This is a genomic window from Massilia niastensis DSM 21313, from assembly GCF_000382345.1.
In the GTDB taxonomy this organism is placed as follows: domain Bacteria; phylum Pseudomonadota; class Gammaproteobacteria; order Burkholderiales; family Burkholderiaceae_D; genus Telluria; species Telluria niastensis.
The window spans coordinates 1-18,308 of sequence record NZ_KB908096.1 but is presented as its reverse complement, the minus strand read 5'-3'; the positions used below and the strand labels follow the sequence as shown (position 1 = coordinate 18,308).

General features: G+C 68.1%; 18 protein-coding genes. 7 read left to right on the top strand and 11 right to left on the bottom strand.

What is annotated here, in order from left to right:
- Window positions 1-3 precede the first annotated feature (3 nt).
- From H162_RS0113765 to H162_RS30845, 6 genes are all read right to left on the bottom strand, one after another.
- Window positions 4-1,638, bottom strand: a complete 1,635-nt coding sequence (locus H162_RS0113765) for a methyl-accepting chemotaxis protein (protein WP_020654057.1) — start codon at window positions 1,636-1,638, stop codon at window positions 4-6.
- 8 nt (window positions 1,639-1,646) lie between these two features.
- The gene (locus H162_RS0113760; RefSeq protein ID WP_020654056.1) at window positions 1,647-2,246 is read right to left on the bottom strand and encodes a chemotaxis protein CheW; all 600 of its coding nucleotides are present in this window, start codon (window positions 2,244-2,246) and stop codon (window positions 1,647-1,649) included.
- Window positions 2,243-3,595, bottom strand: coding sequence for a CheR family methyltransferase (locus H162_RS32670; protein WP_156885604.1), 1,353 nt, complete (start codon window positions 3,593-3,595; stop codon window positions 2,243-2,245). The genes H162_RS0113760 and H162_RS32670 overlap by 4 nt, the downstream gene beginning before the upstream one ends.
- Window positions 3,582-4,055, bottom strand: a complete 474-nt coding sequence (locus H162_RS0113750) for a chemotaxis protein CheW (RefSeq protein ID WP_020654054.1) — start codon at window positions 4,053-4,055, stop codon at window positions 3,582-3,584. Before H162_RS0113750 ends, H162_RS32670 begins: the two co-directional genes overlap by 14 nt.
- Window positions 4,056-4,376: 321 nt before the next feature.
- Window positions 4,377-5,018, bottom strand: coding sequence for a response regulator (locus H162_RS0113745; protein WP_020654053.1), 642 nt, complete (start codon window positions 5,016-5,018; stop codon window positions 4,377-4,379).
- The gene (locus H162_RS30845; protein WP_020654052.1) at window positions 5,015-8,716 is read right to left on the bottom strand and encodes an ATP-binding protein; all 3,702 of its coding nucleotides are present in this window, start codon (window positions 8,714-8,716) and stop codon (window positions 5,015-5,017) included. The genes H162_RS0113745 and H162_RS30845 overlap by 4 nt, the downstream gene beginning before the upstream one ends.
- A 231-nt stretch (window positions 8,717-8,947) precedes the next feature.
- Between H162_RS30845 and H162_RS0113735 the strand changes: the two genes are divergently transcribed.
- Window positions 8,948-9,748: a DUF481 domain-containing protein gene (locus tag H162_RS0113735; RefSeq protein ID WP_020654051.1), complete on the top strand. Its 801-nt coding sequence runs from the start codon at window positions 8,948-8,950 to the stop codon at window positions 9,746-9,748.
- Here the strand turns inward: H162_RS0113735 and H162_RS30840 are convergent.
- Genes H162_RS30840 through H162_RS0113720 form a run of 3 tightly spaced genes read right to left on the bottom strand, consistent with a single transcriptional unit; the run spans window position 9,736 to window position 11,878 of the window.
- Window positions 9,736-10,245 (bottom strand): GNAT family N-acetyltransferase, encoded by a 510-nt coding sequence (locus H162_RS30840; RefSeq protein ID WP_020654050.1) that lies wholly within the window; start codon window positions 10,243-10,245, stop codon window positions 9,736-9,738. The two genes, H162_RS0113735 and H162_RS30840, sit on opposite strands and share 13 nt — an antisense overlap.
- The gene (locus H162_RS30835; RefSeq protein WP_040787391.1) at window positions 10,242-11,546 is read right to left on the bottom strand and encodes an MFS transporter; all 1,305 of its coding nucleotides are present in this window, start codon (window positions 11,544-11,546) and stop codon (window positions 10,242-10,244) included. Before H162_RS30835 ends, H162_RS30840 begins: the two co-directional genes overlap by 4 nt.
- The gene (locus H162_RS0113720; RefSeq protein WP_020654048.1) at window positions 11,543-11,878 is read right to left on the bottom strand and encodes a thioredoxin family protein; all 336 of its coding nucleotides are present in this window, start codon (window positions 11,876-11,878) and stop codon (window positions 11,543-11,545) included. The genes H162_RS30835 and H162_RS0113720 overlap by 4 nt, the downstream gene beginning before the upstream one ends.
- Before the next feature lie 189 nt (window positions 11,879-12,067).
- On the opposite strand from H162_RS0113720, the gene H162_RS0113715 reads away from it, so the two are divergent.
- The 5 genes from H162_RS0113715 to H162_RS30830 all read left to right on the top strand — a co-directional run bounded on the left by H162_RS0113715 (window position 12,068) and on the right by H162_RS30830 (window position 16,648).
- On the top strand, window positions 12,068-12,247 hold the full coding sequence (locus H162_RS0113715) for a DUF3606 domain-containing protein (RefSeq protein ID WP_026354617.1): 180 nt from the start codon (window positions 12,068-12,070) through the stop codon (window positions 12,245-12,247).
- Between the two features lie 94 nt (window positions 12,248-12,341).
- Window positions 12,342-13,481 carry a mechanosensitive ion channel family protein gene (locus H162_RS0113710; protein ID WP_020654046.1) on the top strand — a complete coding sequence of 380 codons (1,140 nt, stop codon included), beginning with the start codon at window positions 12,342-12,344 and terminating at the stop codon, window positions 13,479-13,481.
- A gap of 52 nt (window positions 13,482-13,533) precedes the next feature.
- Window positions 13,534-14,373: a glucose 1-dehydrogenase gene (locus tag H162_RS0113705; protein WP_026354616.1), complete on the top strand. Its 840-nt coding sequence runs from the start codon at window positions 13,534-13,536 to the stop codon at window positions 14,371-14,373.
- Between the two features lie 279 nt (window positions 14,374-14,652).
- On the top strand, window positions 14,653-15,705 hold the full coding sequence (locus H162_RS0113700) for an alpha/beta fold hydrolase (RefSeq protein WP_020654044.1): 1,053 nt from the start codon (window positions 14,653-14,655) through the stop codon (window positions 15,703-15,705).
- Window positions 15,706-16,087: 382 nt separating this feature from the next.
- Complete coding sequence (locus tag H162_RS30830) at window positions 16,088-16,648, top strand: hypothetical protein (RefSeq protein ID WP_156885602.1); 561 nt, start codon at window positions 16,088-16,090, stop codon at window positions 16,646-16,648.
- 101 nt (window positions 16,649-16,749) lie between these two features.
- Here H162_RS30830 and H162_RS0113690 read toward each other — a convergent pair whose 3' ends face one another.
- Together H162_RS0113690 and H162_RS35750 are read right to left on the bottom strand one after the other, a co-directional pair.
- Complete coding sequence (locus H162_RS0113690) at window positions 16,750-17,034, bottom strand: hypothetical protein (protein ID WP_020654042.1); 285 nt, start codon at window positions 17,032-17,034, stop codon at window positions 16,750-16,752.
- Window positions 17,035-17,199: 165 nt separating this feature from the next.
- Window positions 17,200-17,679, bottom strand: coding sequence for a GNAT family N-acetyltransferase (locus H162_RS35750; RefSeq protein ID WP_169444494.1), 480 nt, complete (start codon window positions 17,677-17,679; stop codon window positions 17,200-17,202).
- Window positions 17,680-17,784: 105 nt separating this feature from the next.
- On the opposite strand from H162_RS35750, the gene H162_RS35745 reads away from it, so the two are divergent.
- Complete coding sequence (locus tag H162_RS35745) at window positions 17,785-18,147, top strand: transposase (RefSeq protein WP_020654041.1); 363 nt, start codon at window positions 17,785-17,787, stop codon at window positions 18,145-18,147.
- The last annotated feature ends 161 nt before the right edge of the window (window positions 18,148-18,308 follow it).

Genomic DNA, 18,308 nt, shown 5'->3' with positions numbered 1-18,308 from the left:
CTCTCAGACCTTGAACCGCTCGCTGACCTCGCGCAGCTTCTGGCCCAGCTCGTGCAGGTTCTGGGCCGCCTGCTCGGTCTGGCGCGAGCTGGCCGCGTTCTCGGCGGTGACCTGCTGGATGTTGTCCATGGCCAGCGCGACCTGGTCCATGCCCGCCAGCTGCTGCTGGCTGGAGGCGGCGATCTGGGCCGCCGCCTCGGCCGCGTCGGCGATGCTCTCGGCCAGGGTGCGGATCGCCTCGCCCGCCTCGCCGGCCTGGAGCACGCCCGTCGCCACCGTCTTGGCACCCTGCTCGGCGATCATCACCGCCGCGCCGATCGACTTCTGGATGTCGCCCAGGATCTCGCGCACCTGACGCGTCGCCTGGCGCGACTGCTCGGCCAGCGCCCGCACTTCCTGGGCCACCACCGCGAAGCCCTTGCCCTGGTCGCCGGCCTTGGCGGCCTCGATCGCGGCGTTCACCGCCAGCAGGTTCGACTGGTCGGCCAGCCCGCCGACGCTGACGATGATCTCGGCAATCGCCTGGCTGCGCTCGGACAGGCGCACGATGGTGGCGGCGATCGACTCCATCTTTTCCTGCACGCTCTCCATGCCGCGCACCCCGCCTTCGACCGCCTGGCGGCCGCGCGCCGCGGTACTGGCCGCGGCCTGGGCGGCATCCGACACCAGGCGCGATTTCTGGCTCGCCAGCAGCGCGGTCTGCTTGACTTCCTCGACCGTGGTGGTGGTCTCGCTGACGGCGGCCGCGGTCTGCGAGGTGCCGGCCGTGCCCTGCATGGTGCTGGCCAGGATCTCGCCGGCCGCGGCGCCCAGGGTCGCGATCCCGCTGTTGGTCTCGGTCATCAGCTGGCGCCATGACACCACCATCTGGCCAAGCGCCTCCAGCAGGCGGCCGACTTCGTCGCGTCCGCGCGATGCCGGCACCGCCACCGTGAGGTCGCCGGTGGCGATGCGTCCGGCCACCAGGGTCGCTTCCTTGAGCGGGGCGGCGATCGCGCGGTCCAGCCAGAACACCAGCGCGGCGGCCATCAGCAGCGCGGCCAGGTTGCAGGCGACCAGGGTGCGGCGCGCGTCGTCGACCAGGACCTCGGTGTCGTGCATGCGCTTCGCGGCCTCCTCGAACTGTTCGGTGCTGATGCGGTCGGCGACCTCGCGCAGCGGGTCGAAGCGGCGCTGCAGCGTGCCGGCGACGAGCCGGCCGGCATCGGCCTGGCGGCCCGCCTTCAGCAGCGGCATGACCTGCTCGTCGCGCAGGCTCGTGTAGTTGCGCAGCAGGGCATTCAGCTCGGCGTAGGCCTGGCCGAAGCTCGCGTCGCGCCCGACGTTCGCGTCCAGCCTGGCGCCCAGTTCGCCCACCCTGCGCGCGGCCAGGCTGACGCGCTCGAACAGCGCCGGCTGGTCGGCGGCATCGGCTACCGCCAGCGACAGCATGGCGACCCGTTCGCGATTGAGCTCGTTGCGCAGGCTGACGACGTTGAAGGCCGTCGCCAGGTCGTCCTCGAACAGCGCGCGCTGGGATTCCCGCAGCGCCCCGGTGGTGCGGTAGGTCAGCACGCTGACCGCGCTCAGGAGCAGGATCAGGAGGCCGAAGCCCGCGATCAGCTTGGTCCGGGTACTCGCGTTGGAAAACAGGTTCATTCAATCTCCTAGGTCTGGTCCCAGTGCACCACCAGCGAGGCGTCGCCCAGCATGGCGGCGCCGTCGAGGATCGCGGTCTGGTCGGGGGCGACGCCCAGCAGGTAGCCGCCGCGGCGCCCGCCGAAAGCCGGCAGGCCGGGGGGGAGCGCGGCGCGCGGGTAGCGCTGCACGCCGGTGACGGCATCGGCCAGCAGCGCGAATTCCATGTCCCGGCCCTGCAGGATGACCAGCCCCGCGGGCTCGGTCAGCCTGGACAGCGGCAAGGCCAGCAGCGTGCGCAGGTCGAGCACCGCCACCACCTGGCCGCGGAAGGCGGCGATGCCCGCCACATGGTTGGGCATTCCGGGCAGCGCGGTCAGCGCCGGCATGCGGGTCGCCTGCGCCACCCAGCGGGTCTCGACGGCATAGCGCTCGCCCGCCACCTCGAAGGCCAGCACCTCGAGCGCGGCGCCGTCCATGGCGTCGAGCAGCGGCGGCGCCGGCCGCGCCAGCGCCAGGCTGCGTTCGCGCAGCACGTCCGCGCCGGAACGTCCGTGCTCCGCTTCCAGCATGCTGAGTTCCAGGCGGCGCGCGATCGCGGCCCAGTCGAAGTCCTGTGCCCCCGTCATCCGACCCGGCCCTTCCAGGCGCGCACCGATGCGCGCAGGCTGGCGGCCTGCCAGCCGTCGGCGCCCGGCACGACGGCGTCGTCGGCCAGCCTGTCGAGCAGTGCGTCGCTGGCGGCGAACTCGCGCAGGGCGCGCTCGCGGCTGCCCTCGCCGAGGTGGGCGATCGCGCTCAGGTAATGGGCCAGGATCGAATCCGGCTCGAGGTAAAGGTGGCGCTGCAGGTGGACCAGGGCGGAGCTGGCCTCGCCCTGCTCCAGCGCGATCTCGGCCGCCGCAAGGTGGATCCCGGCCTCCAGCGGCCAGCGGCCGGCGCCATCCAGCAGTGCGTCGAATGCCGCCGCCGGCTCCCCGGCCCGCGCCAGCTCGCGCGCCCGTGCGATCACGGCGCCCGGATCCGGCGCGGCGGCCAGGGGCGCCGGCGCCGCCACGGGAGCGTCCGGGAGCGGGAGGACGCGCGCTGGCGCCGGGGCCGGTGCGATCGCCGCCCGTGCGCCGGCCGGCGCGCGCACCGGCGCCCGGTCCGGCAGCTTGCGGTAGAAGATGGCGTCCGGATGGTAGGTGGCGGCGAAGCCGGCGAACAGCTCGCTCGATGCTTCGCTCGGGTTGACCACCAGCCAGCCGCCTTCGACCAGGCAGGCCCGCAGGCGCGCGATGGTCATCTGCATCTGACGCCGCGAGAAATACATCAGCACGTTACGGCAGAAGATCACGTCCATGCCGGCGATCCCGCCGGCCGCCGATGGAAACAGCGGCTGCGCCAGGTTCAGCTGGGCGAAGCGGACCTGGGCGCGCACGTCCGGACGCAGCGCGTACAGGCCCGGTCCGGCGGCGCTGAACCAGGCCGCGCGCAGCGCCGGATCGCTGCGCCGGAACGACCAGTCGCGGTACAGGCCGGCGCGCGCCGTGGCTAGGCTGGCGGCGTTCAGGTCGGTGCCGAGGATGGCCATGCGCCCCGGGTCGAGCCCGGGCAGCGCCTGGCGCAGCGCGATCGCCATCGAATACGGCTCCTCGCCGGTGCAGCAGCCGGCGCTCCAGACCCGCAGGCTGGCCTGCGGGTTGGTCGCCAGCTTGGCGCGCGCGACCTCGCACAGCAGCGTGAAGGCGCGCGGCTCGCGGAAGAAATAGGTTTCGGCGATGGTCAGGTGGCGCGCGCACAGGTCGGCCTTGGGCCGGTCCCAGGCGCCGCCCAGCAGCCAGTCGAGCAAGGCGTCCTGGTCGGCGAATCCGCCGGCGCGCGCCATCCGCCCCACGGCCTGGTCCAGGTCGCGCTGGCGCAGCGCCGCGAAATGCAGGCCCAGCTCGGTTTCCACGCGCTGCGCCAGGCGCGCCATGCGCTCAGTGGACGGCATCGCCGACTCCCTCGAGCGCGCGCGCCAGGCGGCGCCGTTCATCCTCGAACAGGAAGCGTTCCGGATCGACGATCAGGCACAGGCCGTCGTCCAGGCGCACCACCCCGGCCACGAACGGCGCCGTGCACAGCTCCGCGGGCATGCTTGCGGCGGGCAGGCGTTCGGACACGCCGATCACGCGGTCGACCACCAGGGCGGTGAGCAGGCCCGGCAGCTGAACCAGCACGATCTGCTGGGAAGCCTGGATCGGCCTTGGCGCGAAGCCGAGGCGGCGGCACAGGTCGAGCACCACGGCCACCTCGCCGCGCACGTTGAGCACGCCGAGCACGATCTCGCCGGCCGCCGGCAGCGGTGTGGGTTGCGCGCTGGCGACCACGCGCCGCACGTGCTGCAGCGGCAGCGCGACGCGGTGTCCGCGGCATTCGAACTCGATCAGGCCTAGCGTGCTTGGGATGCTCATCGGTACAAGGCAGCCGCGCACGCACGGCTGCTGACAGGAATGGAAACTCGTGATGCCTTACGGCGATGCCCCCATCCTACCCAAGCCCAGCCGGGTGCACGGATCCGGCGCTGGCGGGCCCGGCCCTCCCCGAGCGTCACAGCAATGTCCCCTCGTCACCGGCATATTGTGCCAAGTCATTGATTTAACAATGATTGGACCAATCAGACACAATGCGGGGCGGGTAAGCCGCGTCGCAGATCGGACATGTCCTGTCGTAGATTTAACGACAAGCAGTAACCCGAAGTCGTTGTCAAACGACAACAACTCATGCAGTATGGATCATTCCACCAGGCCGTGCTGGACGGCGTAACGGATCAGCGCGCCATTGGTCGACAGGCCCATCTTCTGGAAAATCCGGTTGCGGTAGGTGTTCACGGAACTGATGCTGATGCCCAGTTCGGCCGCCACCTGCTTGATTTGCAGGCCAGCCCCGATCAGGGCCAGGATCTCGCCCTCGCGCGCGGTCAGCCGCTCGTGCGGCGCCTGGGGCGCCGGCGCGCAGGCCTCCTGGGCCAGCAGCTCGGCCAGCCGCGGACCGATATAGGTGCCGCCCTCCATCACCTTGCGGATCGCCTTGACCAGCTCCTCGGCCGCCATGGTCTTGGTGATGTAGCCGGCTGCGCCGGCCCTGAGCGCGGCCAGCGCGTAGCGCTCCTCGGCGTACATGCTGAGCATGATGACGCGCTGTTCGGGGAAGGCGCGGCGCAGTTCCTCCAGTCCTTCCAGCCCCTCGTGGCCCGGCAGCGAGATATCGAGCACCACCACGTCGGGCCGGTGCTGGGCCACCAGGGCCAGGGTGCGCGCCAGGTCGGCCGCCTCGCCCACGACCCGCAGGCCGGGCGCCGAGCGGATGATCTTCTTGACGCCTTCGCGCAGCAGTTCGTGGTCGTCGGCGATTACCAGGCTTGTCGTTGTCGTCATTGTCTTCCTCTGCGTTGCATGAGGGGGACCCGGGCCGCGACCAGGGTGCCGCGCGGCCGCAGCGATCCGATCAGCAGGCTGCCGTCCACCAGTTCGGCGCGCTCGTGCATGCCCTGCAGGCCGAGCGCGCCGCCGCGCCGCTGGCCGGGCCGCGCGATGCCGACACCGTCGTCGCGCACGCGCAGCACCAGCACGGTGCCGCGCCGTTCGAGGCTGACCCAGACCTTCGATGCCTGGGCATGGCGCAGCACATTGGTCATCGCCTCCTGCAGGATGCCGAGCAGCGCCGCGGCGGCCGCCCGGTTCGGGTGCGGCCGCGCCGGCTCGAAGGTGACGTGGCAGGCGATCCGGGTGCGGCGCTCGAAGTCGCGCACATGCCAGGCGATCGCCGTGTACAGCCCCTGTTCGTCGAGCTCGGGCGCGCGCAGCTCGGTGGCGATCTCGCGCACCAGCACGATCGCCCGCTCGATGGTGGCGCTGGCCGAGCCGAGTTCGGCCACGATCCGCTCGCGCACCATCTCCGCGCCCGGACGCAGGCCGTCCTCGAGCAGCTTGATGTCGATCTTCGCCGCCGACAGGATCTGCCCGAGCTGGTCGTGGACCTCGCGCGCGAGGGCCTTGCGTTCGTTCTCGCGCACCGTCTGCAGGCGCTCGTACAGCACCCGCAGCTCGCCCTGCGCGGCCTGGCGCTCGGCCTCGTCGCGCTTGCGCCGGGTGATGTCGCGCGCGATCGTCACGAAGCAGCGCTCGCCGTGCCAGGCGGGCCCGAGCAGCGACACGAAATGGCTGACCCACAGCTTGCCGCCGGCCGGCCGCCGGTAGCGCACCTCGGCCTCGAACCAGGCGCATTCTCCGGCCAGCAGGCGCGCTGCGCCGGCCTGGAGGCGCGCCAGGCCGGCCGGCTCGATCCAGTCGGCCAGCGCGCGCCCGGCCAGCTGGGCCTCGGCCACGCCGGTGAGCTCGGCGTAGGCCGCGTTCACGTGCACCAGGCGCCCGCGGCCGTCGCTGATCGCGATGCCGCCCGGCGCGCGGTCGAACACCGCCGCCAGCAGCTGGTTGGCCATGCGCAGCTCGCGCGTGCGTTCCTCCACCCGCCATTCGAGCGCGGCCTGGGTTTCGCGCAGCGCGCGCTCGCCCTCCTTGCGGTCGGTGATGTCGCTGGCGAACAGCATCGCGCCCTGCGGCGCAGGATAGCAGCGCGCCTCGAACCAGCGCCCGGTCTCGGCCTGGAAATGGTCGACCGTGATGCCGGCGCGCGCGGTCAGCGCGCCGCGCAGCGCATGCTCGAGGGCCGAGCCGGCCACGCCCGGCCGCAGTTCCGGCAGCGGCCGTCCGATCGCCTCGGCCCGGCTCAGGCCGGTGGCGGCGACCGCGGCCTCGTTCATCGCCTGCACCCGTAGCTCGCGGTCGAGGAAGATCACGGTGTCGCTGGTGCCGTCGAGCACCCCGGCCAGGTCGTTGCGCACCGCCTCGATCTGGCGCAGCAGCACGCCTTCCTGTTCCAGCGCCGTGCGCCGCAGGCGCACCATCTGCACGTGCGAGCGTACCCGCGCGATCAGTTCGCGCCCGCTGAAGGGCTTGACCAGGTAGTCGTCGGCGCCGGCGTCGAGGGCGTCGAGGCGCGCCTCCTCGCCGGCCCGCGCCGACAGCACCAGCACCGAGACGGTCTGGATCGGCCGCTCGGCGCGGATGCGGCGCACCAGTTCGAGCCCGTCGGCGCCGGGCAGCATGACGTCGACCAGGACCAGGTCGGGCGCGCTCGCGCGCACCGCGGCCAGCCCGTGTTCGGCGTCGCGCGCCGCCACCACCCGGCAACTGTCGCCCAGCAGCCGTTCGATGTAGCGCACCACGTCGGCGTCGTCGTCGACCACGACCGCCGTCATGGGCGCCTGCGGCCCTGCGGGATGGAGCGCGCCGCCATCGGCGTTGGCGCGCATTCCGTAGCGCCGTACTTCATCGGTGAACCCGGTGCGCACCTGCCGCAAGGTCGCAGCGCCGCCCTCGGCGGCGCGCCAGGGCAGCCGCACGGTGAAGCGCGCCCCGGCCCCCGCCTCGCTGTCGACCGCGACATCGCCGCCGTGCAGCCGGGCCAGCTCCTGCACCAGGGCCAGCCCGACCCCGCTGCCTTCGGCGCTGCGGCCGGCGGCGCGCGTGCTGCGGTAGAAGCGCTCGAAGACGCGGCCGACCTCGTCGGCGGCGATGCCGATGCCGGTGTCGCTCACGCGCAGGACCAGCCAGCCGTCCTCGCGCCCGACCGCCATCTCGATGCCGCCCGCATGGGTGTACTTGAACGCGTTCGACAACAGGTTGAACACGATCTTTTCCCACATGTCGCGGTCGAGCAGCGCGGCGCCGCGCCCTTCCTCGCAGCGCACCGTCAGCGCCAGGCCGGCCGCCTCGACGGCGGAGCGGAACAGCGCCGCGATCTCGGCGGCGCTGGCGCAGGGATCGATCGCTTCCAGCGCCGGCGGCAGCTGCCCGGCCTCGATGCGGGCGAAATCGAGCAGGGAATTGACCAGCTTGTGCAGGCGCTGGGCGTTACGCTGCGCCATCTCGAGCGGTTCGCGCAGCGCCGGCGGCACCTCGCCCTCGCGTTCCAGCATGGTGTCCAGCGGCCCCATGATCAGGGTCAGGGGCGTGCGCAGCTCGTGGCTGGCGTTGGTGAAGAACTGCGACCGGCTGCGGTCCAGCTCCGCCAGGGCCTCGATGCGGCGGCGCTCGGCGGCCTCGGACTCGGCCAGGGTCACCGCATGGGAGATGTGGCCGGCGATCGAATCGAGGAAGTCGCGGTAGCGGGTGTCGGGCGCGGTGCGCGGATTGAGCGCCATCAGCAGCACGCCGCAGGCGGCGTCGTGGCGTCCGCGCCCGAAGGGCATGACCAGCATCTGGCGCGGCTGTTCCTGCCAGGGGCCGCAGGCGCCGGCCAGGTCCAGCAGCGGCGCGGCGGCGGCCAGCAGCGGCTCCGGCGCATCGAGGTAGCGGCCGGCCCAGGCCGCCACCTGGCGCGCGCGCGCCGGCTCGAGCGGACGCTGCACGCCGGTGCACAAGACCAGCCGGGGTGCGCCGTCGGCGCCGGGCTGCACCAGCGCGACCAGGGGCAGGTCGGGCCCCGCATCGCCCAGCGCCGCCCGCACCCGCGCCAGCGAGTCGTCGCCGCGCTCGCGCAGCGCCACCTGGCTCGCCAGGCCGGCCACGATGCGCTGGCGGCGCTCGGCCAGGACCCGCCCGGTGGTGTCCATGAAGGCGATGAACACGCCGCCGACCGTCCCCTCCGGCAGGAAGATCGGGCTGTACGAGAACGTGATGTAGGTTTCCTCGACCCGGCCGGGAAACTCCAGCATGAGTTCGAGGTCGTCGCTGCGCGTGGCCTTGCCGCTCGCCCGCACCGACTCCAGCATCGGGCCGACGGTGGGCCAGATCTCGGGCCAGACCTCGGCCACCGCCCGCCCCAGGGCCCAGGGGTGCTTGTCGGCGAACAGCGAGCTGGCGGCCTCGTTGTAGATGTAGACGAACTCCGGCCCCCAGGCGATCGCGAGCTGGAAGTCCGAGTGGACGCAGATGCTGGCGGCGCAGCGCAGTTCGGGCGGCCAGTGCGCCACCGGGCCGAGCGCGGTCGCGCTCCAGTCGAGCGCGCGCAGCGCCGCGTTGGTAGCGCCGCCGCCATTGAACAGGGCGATGGCGGCCGGTTCGTCTCTCATGTGTCTCGGGTCTCCCGGTGGATCGGTGCAGCGGCGGATTGTACCGATGAAGAACAAGGATCTGCAAACTCTCCAGAAATCCCCCGGCACAATTGATGGGTTCACAATGCCATCCGGAATGGGTTTGCGCTACAATGTCGAGCAATTCGCGGCTGCCAGGAGCAGCGGCGTTCTTTCCACGAACGATGGGCCGGCAAGCCCGCTGCGCCTTGCGCGGTGGCTGCCGCACAGATGCCGATGAAATCTCTCCCGATCCTGGCGCTGGCACTGGCCGCGCAGGGCGCGGCCGCCGCCTCGCCCGAATTCCCCGCCGTGGGCGACGTGCATGCCCCGCTCACCGTCGAACTGCCCGAAATCCCCGATGGCGGCTGGTTCACCTCCGCCGAACTGGGCGCGATTTCGACCTCGGGCAACACCACCGGCACCTCGATCACCGGCAAGATCGATGCGCGCCACGAAACCGCCAGGTGGAGCCACGAGTTCATCGTCAGCGGCTTCTTCAAGGAAGACGAGTACGAGAACGAGGACGGCACCCGGCAGACCAGCCGCTCGGCCGAGCGCATCGCGGCCTCGGCCAAGGCCTCGCTCAAGCTGCTCGGCGAAGACAGGCGCGCCTTCGTGCTCGGCACCCACGTGAACGACAAGTTCGGCGCCTACACCCGCTATTCGACCATCGGCATCGGTCATGGTTCGCGCTGGTACGACTCGGAGGACAAGACCCTCGACGTCGAGATCGGTCCGGGCTACTTCAGCGGCGAGCGCGACACCGGCGAGGACGAGAGCGGCCTCACGGTGCGCGGCGCGGCGCAGTTCCGCTGGCAGGTGAGCCCCTCGGCCTACTTCACGCAAACGGTCAGCGTCGAGAAAGGCACCTCGAACACGCACTCGGTGGCGGAAACCTCGCTCAGCACCAAGATCAACGGCACCATGCAGATGAAGGCCGGCTTCAGCGTGCGCAGCGACTCCAGCGTCTCCGAAGACAAGAAGAACACCGACACCCAGACCTCGCTGACCCTGGTCTATTCGTTCTGACCGGGCGCCGCCCAGCGCAGTTCGAGGGCGGCGTCGTAGTCGGCCACGGTCACGAATCCCATCTTCGCATACAGCGCCCGCGCGCCATGGTTCTCCCGCCGCACCCGCAGGCGGAGCGCCAGGCGGGCCGCCTGCGCCTCGGCCTGCAGCCAGGCCAGGACCGCGCGCGCATGGCCGCGCCGGCGCGCGTGCGGCGCCACCGACAGGTCGACCACCCGCAGCGCCGCGGCCGAACGGTGCAGCACCAGGCGCCCCACCGCTGCGCGCGGCGCGAGCTTGCCCGCCTCGATCACCCATTCCTCCGCGTCCGGATAACGCAGGGCGTAGTCCTGCCGCTGCAGGTGCTGCTGGTGGCGCGCGATGCCTTGGATGACGCTGCGCGGCACCGGCAGGCCTTGCAGGTCCGGGCGCGCCGACAGGTAGAGCGCGGCGAGAAAGCCCGCGTCCTCCGGGAGCGCCTTGCGCCCGGACCAGCCGGCGCCGCCCGGAGCGGTCAACGCGTCGCCGGCTCGGCCGGTCCGACCGGACGGGCGCCGCCGGCCAGCACCAGGGCGAACAGGCTCAGGAGCGCGGCGGCCGTCAGGTAGTAGCCGACATACTCCAGCCCGTAGTTGGTCGCCAGCCAGGTCGCCACGTAGGGCGCCAGCGAGGCGCCCAGGATGCCGGCCAGGTTGAAGGTCAGCGAGGCGCCGGTATAGCGCACCTCGGGCGGGAACAGCTCGGCCAGCAGGGTGCCCAGCGGGCCATAGGTGAAGCCCACCAGGCACATGCCGATCACCATGAAGACCCCGGCCGCCAGCAGGCCTCCGGCGCCGAACAGCGGTCCGTAGAACAGGCCGAACACGGCGATCGCCCCGCTCACCAGCATCATGGCCGTGCGCCGGCCGTGGCGGTCGGCCAGCAGGGCCGAGGGCGGGATGGTCAGGGCGAAGAACACGACCGCGAACAGCTGCAGCATCAGGAACTGCTGGCGCGAGAATCCGAGCTTGAGCGTGCCCCAGGTGAGCGCGAACACCGTCATCAGGTAGAACACGACGAAGGTCGCCAGCGCGATCAGGGTGCCGAGCACCAGCGCGCGCCGGTGCTCGTTCAGCACCGCCAGCACGGGCACCTTGACCCGCTCGTTACGGTCGAGCACCTTCTGGAAATCGGGCGTCTCGGTGATCTTCAGGCGCACCCACAGGCCGACCGCCACCAGCAGCGCGCTGGCGAGGAAGGGAATGCGCCAGCCCCAGCCGAAGAACTCCTCGTCGCTCATCACTTCGCCGAGCAGCAGGAAGGTGCCGCCGGACAGGAAGAAGCCGATCGGCGCGCCCAGTTGCGGGAACATGCCGTACCAGGCGCGCTTGCCCGGCGGTGCGTTCTCGGTGGCCAGCAGCACCGCGCCGCCCCACTCGCCGCCCAGGCCCAGGCCCTGGCCGAAGCGGCACAGCGCCAGCAGCAGCGGCGCCAGGGTGCCGATCGAGGCATAGGTCGGCAGCAGGCCGATCAGCACCGTCGACAGGCCCATGGTCAGGAGGGCCGCGACCAGGGTCGCCTTGCGCCCGATGCGGTCGCCGAAGTGTCCGAACACGGCCGAGCCCACGGGACGCGCGAAGAAGGCGATCGCGAAGGTCGCCAGCGATTGCAGGGTGGCGGCGGCCGGGTCGGCGGCCGGGAAGAAGAGCCGCGGGAACACCAGCACCGCGGCGGTCGCATAGATGTAGAAATCGTAGAACTCGATGGTGGTGCCGATCAGGCTCGCGAACAGCACGGTGCGCGGCTTGTTGGCCGGCTGGGGCATTGCGGCTGCACTCATGCCGCACCGGCGCCGGCGTCGGCCTGGGCCAGGGCCACGCGTACTTCGTCGGCGCTGTCAGGGCGCACCACGCGCGCCACCTCCTGCCCATCCTTCAGGACCACCACCGTGGGCCACAGCTTGATGCGGAACGAGCGGCCCAGCGGGCGGCCAGGCCCGTCCTCGGCCTTGATGTGGCGCGCCGCCGGATAGTCGGCGAGCGCCTCTTCGATGACCGGCTCGCCGGCGCGGCAATAGCCGCACCAGTTGGTGCCGAAGTCGAGGACGACGAGGCCCGGCAGCGCATCGACGGCGCTGCGCTCGGGCTGGGAGGTTTCATAGGGCTTGGTCATGGGTTGCTCTCCTTGTTCTTGCATTACCAATACTGCAAGCGTACCTCAAAACGCGGGCCCGGGCATACCCTGTCGCCATTCTCCGGTCGTGGCCCGGACGACCGGAGTCAGCCGTACGTGAAGCAGCGAACGGAACGCTCCAGCCCGGACTGGCACTCTGGAGCCAACCATGTGAGCAAGGAGGACATCATGTCGGACAACCTCAAGAACAGCGGCCCGCAGGACCGTTCCCGCATCAACGTGCACGAGGAATGGGAAGTGCGTTACTGGACCGAAGCACTCGGTGTCAGCAAGGAGGAACTCGAGCGCGCCGTCAAGGCCGTCGGCCCGGGCGCCGCGGCGGTACGCGAGCACCTGAAGAAGCCCTGACACACCGACACCCGCGCGGGCGCCCTGCCCGCTCATTGCCGACCGCCGCCCGATACGCGGCTGGCGCCGGCCAAGAACAAGAAAGGAGTCCAATTTGGATATCCGCGGTTTCATCACGTCCCTGCAGGTCACTCCCACCAACGCCCTCTTCGCCCTGGGTGCAGCCATCCTGAGTTTCTTCCTGATGCATGGCGCGCTGCTGCTGATCCGCAAGCGCCTCGGCCAGCTCAGCGAAGAACGCGCCCACCGGCCCGTCGCCGAAGTCCTGACCAAGACCCTGGCGCGCACTTCCACCCTCGCGATCCTGGCCACCTCGATCCTGATCGGCCTGTCGGTGCTGGACCTGCCCGAACCCTGGGGCACGCGCCTGGGCCACCTCTGGTTCTTCACCCTGGGCCTGCAGTGCGCGCTCTACCTGCACCGCGCCATCAAGGTCGGGGCGCGCCGCTATTTCCGGGCCCACAGCCGGGGCGCCGAAGACCAGCAGGTCACGGTCGCCCATACCCTCGTGATCTGGCTGTTCCAGACCAGCGTGTGGGCGATCTTCGCGCTGGCCATGCTGTCCAACCTGGGCATCAACGTCACCACCTTCGTCGCCAGCCTGGGGATCGGCGGCATCGCGATCGCACTGGCGGTGCAGAACATCCTGGGCGACCTGTTCGCGTCGCTGTCGATCGCGGTCGACAAGCCGTTCGAGGTCGGCGACTCGATCTCGGTCAACAATTTTTCCGGCACGGTCGAGCACGTCGGATTGAAGACCACCCGCATCCGCGCGCTGGGCGGCGAGCAGATCGTGGTCGCCAACGCCGAGCTGCTGCGCAATACGGTCTACAACTACCGCCGCATGAGCACGCGCCGCATCAGTTTCAACCTGCGCGCCAATCCGTCCACGGCGCCCGAGCTGGCGGCGCGGGTGCCGGAAGCGCTGCGCGCCCTCATCGAAAAACATGAGAAGGTACGCTTTGACCGCGCGCACCTGCGCACCGTCGACCAGAACTGGATCGAGTACGAGGTCGTGTACACCATGCTGACCGCCGACTATGGCCTGTTCATGGATGTGCAGCAGGCGATCAACCTCGACGCCATGCGCATGTTCGCCGAGCTCGGGATCTCCACCGCTCCGCGTCCCCAGCACCTGGTGCTGCAGGACCTGCAGGAACAGCCGGTGCCGGCCGGACGCGACGCCGAGGTCCGGCCAACGGAGCCGGTGCGCGCGCGCTACCTGAAGCAGTGATGCCGGAGGGCGCGCCGGTTTGCCGCGCCACGCAGACCAGGGGGAGCGAACGATGAACCAACCCAGGCAACAACAGCAGCCGCCCGGCACTGAAGCGGGCTTGACGCCGCAGGCCGACCATGGCGAGGACAGCTACCGCGGGGCCGGCCGGCTGCAGGACAAGGCCACCGTCATTACCGGCGCCGACAGCGGAATCGGCCGCGCGGTGGCGCTGGCCTTCGCGCGCGAAGGGGCCGATGTCCTGATCGCCTACCTGAACGAGCACGAGGATGCGAAGGAAACCGCGCGCCTGGTGGAGGAAGCCGGGCGCAAGGCGGTGCTGGTGGCGGGCGACCTGGCCGATCCGGCCTTCTGCCGCTCCATCGTGGACAAGGCGGTGGCCGAATTCGGCCGCATCGACGTACTCGTGAACAATGCCGCCTTCCAGATGAGCCACGAGTCGCTCGAAGAGATACCGGACGAGGAATGGGACTACACGTTCAAGGTCAACATCACGGCGATGTTCCACCTCTGCAAGGCGGCGGTGAAGCACATGAAGCCGGGGTCGTCGATCATCAATACCAGCTCGGTGAACTCGGACAATCCGAAGCCGACCCTGCTGGCCTATGCCACCACCAAGGGGGCGATCGCGAACTTCAGCGCCGGGCTGGCGCAGCTGCTGGCCGGAAAAGGCATCCGGGTCAATTCCGTGGCCCCGGGGCCGATCTGGACGCCGCTCATCCCCTCCACCATGCCGCCGGACCAGGTCGAGAGCTTCGGACAGCAGGTGCCGATGAAGCGCCCCGGACAGCCGAAGGAATGCGCGCCGGTGTATGTACTGCTGGCGTCGGACGAGGCCAGCTATATCTCGGGGGCGCGGATCGCGGTGACGGGAGGAACGCCGATTCTTTGAGGCCGGCAGTCCACTGTGCGGTTCCGGACCGAACGAGGCCGGAGCCGCCTCTACCCAGGAAAACACCCGCTTGTCCGGCGTGCCGGAGCCTGCGCCCGAGCCCGCGAGACTGACGTTTTGTATCCCAGTGTATCTGGATCCGTCTGGTACACATCGGCTTGCAAAAGCCCCTCGTTACGACATCTCCGGGATATATGGCCGCCGTCTAATGGAGACATTCCACGGCATGTACTTCGCCGTGCGACATCGCCGAACGTCCATTAACCTGGGAAAAACAACATGAACGCAGCAACGAATCTGAAACGTCGAGGGTTCCTGACCAGCGCATCGCTCGGCCTTGCCGTAGCGCACATCGGCCTGGCGAGCAGTGCGGGCGCGGACCCATCGGCCTCGCCATCGACCGCCGCGAGCGGGATTTCTCCCGCCAGCAATACATTCACCGACATCAAGCAGATCCGTGCAGGCGTCCTGGATATCGGCTACGTCGATGCCGGCCCCAGGAGCGGCGATCCGATCCTCCTGCTGCATGGCTGGCCTTACGACATCCATGCCTTCATCGACGTCGCCCCCATCCTGGCCGCGGCAGGCTACCGCGTGATCATTCCCCATCTGCGCGGCTACGGAACTACCCGCTTCCTGTCGGCGGACAGCCTGCGCAACGGCCAGCAGGCGAGCTTTACCGCAGACGCGCTCGCCCTCATGGATGCGCTCGGGATCGAGAAGGCGATCGTGGCCGGATTCGACTGGGGCGCCCGCATCGCAGCGACGCTGGCCGCACTATGGCCTCGGCGCTTCAACGGCCTGGTGTCGGTGAGCGGCTACCTGATCGGCAGCCAGGAACTGAACCGCAAGCCCTTGGCGCCGAAGGCGGAACTGCAGTGGTGGTACCAGTACTACTTTGCTACCCCACGCGGCGAACTCGGCTATCGCGAAAACACGCACGCCTTCGCCCGCCTGATCTGGGAGCTGGCCTCGCCACAGTGGAAGTTCGACGATGCGACCTTTGCCCGTTCGGCCGGGTCGCTCGACAATCCGGACCACGTCGCCGTCTCGATCAGCAATTATCGCTGGCGTCTCGGCCTGGCGCCCAGTGAAGCCCGGTATGAAAGCCTGGAGCAAAAGCTGGCCAGTTTTCCTGACATTCGGGTGCCCACCATTACGATGGAAGGCGATGCCAACGGCGCGCCGCACCCCGATCCCAAGAGCTATGCGAAAAAGTTTCTCGGCAAGTACGAGCATCGCCACCTGAGCGGTGGGATCGGCCACAATTTGCCGCAGGAAGCTCCACGAGCATTCGCGCAAGCGATCCTCGACGTGGCGAAGTGGATCTGAGATATCGTGCGATCAATGAGCTTGCAAGCATAAGACAAGAATAGCGGACGATCGGGAGGCAGTGCGCCGCGAACGTCCGTTTCTGGCCGATCTCGATCGTTGGACTCAGCATAGCATCTTGCCAAGCAGGAAAAATCACGCACCGTCACGACCGGCCGAAACCGCCCCCAAGCGGACCTACGACGCGCGAATCCCAACTCACGGTAAACCCTCTATTCGCACTCTCCCATTATTTGAGAGCGAAACCGAGCCTATCCTTCGGAATGTTGAGCGCAAGTGCTCAGCCTGTTTTCAATATAGGTAGGCGAGCAGAAGGATCTGCATGAGGATACAATGCGTTACTTCAGTGCAAAAAATAAGCGGGTTTGACGCAATGTCCTCTTTGAAAGACGACGCCAGACAGCATCTAGGCGGTGTTGCGATCACGATCATCGCGTTTCTCGGGCTGAACTGGATCAATGAGCTTCTATTTATTCAATTCGAGCAAAGCAACGGGATCAATTGGGTGTTCCTACCAGCCGGCATCCGGCTTCTGGCAACACTCCTGTTCGGGTTCGCCGGCTTCGTCGGTCTGCTGTTGACAGGCATCTACCTCAACTTCCATCATTTCGTTTTCCAGGATGAGGCTCGTGCCGTATATGGTGCGCTAGCCGGGGCAGGTGGTCCTTATCTGGCCTATCTCTTCGCGAAACACTGGTTTGACTTGGGACCGCGGCTCGGGAACCTTACAGCACAACGGCTCTTGTTCACAGGGGTACTATGTGGAATCATGAGCCCGGCTTTTCACCACGCGCTCATATGGGTGCAGACCGGGATGGTGGACTGGACGGCAATGACGGCAATGATCACTGGCGATGTCGTTGGCATTCTGATCGTTCTCTATCTCGCAAAGGGTATGATCAAGTTGACCGATCCTCGCGACGTGGATGGGCGCCTCGATTAAGGCAGCGAGACCACATCTGCTTTCTTGTACAACCCAGCAGGCATCAATCATTGTCCGCTTCTGGCCCGGTGCTGCCCTTCAATGTACGGCAGTTCCCGACCCTAAGCGGCCATTAGCGCCGCCTTCCAGTCCAGCAGAACCGCAACAACATGTAGCGTGGCGTCTAAATTTTCACTAAGCCCCATCCGTTGGGTGACGACCTCGTTCAGGTAATCAGCAATTTGCTCCGCGTTCGCGTTTTCGTTGAGTAGCGTAACAACTTGAGGTACGTACGATTGATATTCGTCCCTCGCCATCGGTATGCCTGACACGCCGATTGGGTCCCAAAGGTAGTGCAGGACCTCATCAACTCGCGGGTACAGGTCTTTCTCATGCTGTCTGCTCATCCTCGCTCCACAAATACGGCATGTTGCAACGGCCGCTCTTGGCCGAAGTCGGCCCTTGAGCTCAGCATGGCAGGGCGCCACCGCCGCAAAATCGCAGACTGTCACGAAGGACAGGAACCGACCCATGCGGACCTGACAAACAGCTTCCCGTGCAGTCCTGTAGGCCTAAACAACTGAGCCTCCCCGCTCACGCGTATAAATGCCGACCGCTTTGCCGTATATCTCAGTTTCCGCTTCATAAGTCAGGCCAAGGCGCTTGGCAACGCGCAGCGATGATTCATTGGCTGAAGCGATGAGAGCCCGAACTTTTGGTTCGCGTCGGATCTCGAGCGCATGGTTCAAGGCTGCCGCCGCCGCTTCGTTCGCGAATCCCTGGCCCCAAAAGGCACGATAGGTGTTCCAACCAAGCTCCATCACAGTGGATTCCTCGCGAAAGAACGCGCCAACATTCCCGACGAGTTGACCAGTCTCCTTTTCCTCGACAGCCCACCATCCGGCGCCATGTATGAGCCATAATCCTGCTTGTGAACAGAAGATTCGCCATGCAGCATGGCGGTCAGCCGGGACCAAGTGGGCCGAGCTTACAGGGTCGGCGCAATGCGCTGCGAATACGTCAAAGTCCTCCCGTCGATATTCACGAAGCATGAGTCGTTCCGTGTGAAGGTATGGAACAGAAGTGATGAACTTGTAGTGGTTTAATTTGCCCGGACACCTCGATAGGTGGACAATCCACCATCCGAGGAGATTTGCATGACAAGGCAGCGCCGCAGTTTCGATCCCAGCTTCAAGCTTGAGGTCGTCAAAATGATCAAGGAACAGGGTCTCAGTGTTCAGCATGTAAGCGAGAGCATGAGCATTGGCCCGAGCGCCATCCGTCGCTGGGTGGAGCAGTACGATGCCGAGCAGTCCGGCCAGCCAGGCATTGGCAAGCCCCTGACACCAGAACAGCAACGGATCCGGCAGTTGGAGCAAGAAAATCGTCAGTTGCGAGAAGACGTATCCATCTTAAAAAACCGCCCCACACGGTTGCCCGTGGCCCTCATGAATAGAAACTCCCGGCACAGTACACTGGCTGGACGCAGGACTGTGGCCGTAAGCTTCTTGGAGGCTTGACCCCGTCAAAAAACCTGGCCCAGGGGAAGCTGCGGACTCATCTGTGGCGGCGCCTTCGGGTGACCCCGTTTAGGAAATTGATCAAATCCGAGTCCCCGTCCTGCGCCTATCCAGGAGGGTCGACCATGCCGAAATCCAGATCACCATCGAAGCCTTCCGGG

Bases quoted from the DNA above. Each gene is read 5' to 3' on its own strand.
- H162_RS0113700 (WP_020654044.1), top strand. From the start codon at position 14,653: ATGAACGCAGCAACGAATCTGAAACGTCGAGGGTTCCTGACCAGCGCA.
- H162_RS35745 (WP_020654041.1), top strand. From the start codon at position 17,785: ATGACAAGGCAGCGCCGCAGTTTCGATCCCAGCTTCAAGCTTGAGGTC.
- H162_RS0113690 (WP_020654042.1), bottom strand. From the start codon at position 17,034: ATGAGCAGACAGCATGAGAAAGACCTGTACCCGCGAGTTGATGAGGTC.
- H162_RS32670 (WP_156885604.1), bottom strand. From the start codon at position 3,595: ATGCCGTCCACTGAGCGCATGGCGCGCCTGGCGCAGCGCGTGGAAACC.
- H162_RS0113745 (WP_020654053.1), bottom strand. From the start codon at position 5,018: ATGACGACAACGACAAGCCTGGTAATCGCCGACGACCACGAACTGCTG.
- H162_RS0113765 (WP_020654057.1), bottom strand. From the start codon at position 1,638: ATGAACCTGTTTTCCAACGCGAGTACCCGGACCAAGCTGATCGCGGGC.
- H162_RS0113760 (WP_020654056.1), bottom strand. From the start codon at position 2,246: ATGACGGGGGCACAGGACTTCGACTGGGCCGCGATCGCGCGCCGCCTG.
- H162_RS35750 (WP_169444494.1), bottom strand. From the start codon at position 17,679: ATGCTTCGTGAATATCGACGGGAGGACTTTGACGTATTCGCAGCGCAT.
- H162_RS0113735 (WP_020654051.1), top strand. From the start codon at position 8,948: ATGCCGATGAAATCTCTCCCGATCCTGGCGCTGGCACTGGCCGCGCAG.
- H162_RS0113705 (WP_026354616.1), top strand. From the start codon at position 13,534: ATGAACCAACCCAGGCAACAACAGCAGCCGCCCGGCACTGAAGCGGGC.
- H162_RS0113750 (WP_020654054.1), bottom strand. From the start codon at position 4,055: ATGAGCATCCCAAGCACGCTAGGCCTGATCGAGTTCGAATGCCGCGGA.
- H162_RS30835 (WP_040787391.1), bottom strand. From the start codon at position 11,546: ATGAGTGCAGCCGCAATGCCCCAGCCGGCCAACAAGCCGCGCACCGTG.
- H162_RS30845 (WP_020654052.1), bottom strand. From the start codon at position 8,716: ATGAGAGACGAACCGGCCGCCATCGCCCTGTTCAATGGCGGCGGCGCT.
- H162_RS0113720 (WP_020654048.1), bottom strand. From the start codon at position 11,878: ATGACCAAGCCCTATGAAACCTCCCAGCCCGAGCGCAGCGCCGTCGAT.
- H162_RS0113715 (WP_026354617.1), top strand. From the start codon at position 12,068: ATGTCGGACAACCTCAAGAACAGCGGCCCGCAGGACCGTTCCCGCATC.